General features: G+C 80.1%; 1 protein-coding gene. It reads right to left on the reverse strand.

The features are described from left to right. A partial coding sequence (locus E2C05_RS33820) for a hypothetical protein (RefSeq protein ID WP_205083309.1) occupies positions 1 to 528 on the reverse strand: 528 nt, incomplete at its 3' end. Between the last annotated feature and the right edge of the window lie 15 nt (positions 529 to 543).

The raw sequence follows: 543 nt of genomic DNA on the forward strand, positions 1-543 counted from the left end.
TGGCAGCGCCCGCAGCCCGCGCAAGACCGCGGCGGCGCGCAGCAACGGCGCCAAGGGCGGCGCCACCCGCAGCACCGCCGCGAAGCGCGGGACCGCCACGGCCAGCCGCCGCGGCACCGCCACGACCGCGAAGCGCGCCACCGGCACGACCGCCAAGCGCGGGTCCGCGACGACGGCGAAGCGCGCCACCGGCGCGACGGCCAAGCGCGGGACGACCGCGGCCGCCAAGCGCGGCACCGGCGTGACTGCCAAGCGCGGCACTGCCGCGACGGCGAAGCGTGGCACGACCACGACAGCGAAGCGTGGCACGACCGCGACTGCCAAGCGCGGCACGACCGCGACGGCGAAGCGCGGGACGGGGGCGACCGCCAAGCGCGGCACGGCCGCGACGACGAAGCGCGGCACGGCCGCGACGACGAAGCGCGGTGCGGCCACGACCGCGAAGCGGGCGACCGGCGGCGCCGCCAAGCGCGGCACGGCGGCGACGGCCAAGCGCGGTACGGCCGCGACGACGGCGAAGCGCGGCACGGCCGCGACGACGGC

This window comes from Paracraurococcus ruber (assembly GCF_004353985.1).
Classification (GTDB): Bacteria; Pseudomonadota; Alphaproteobacteria; order Acetobacterales; family Acetobacteraceae; genus Paracraurococcus; species Paracraurococcus ruber.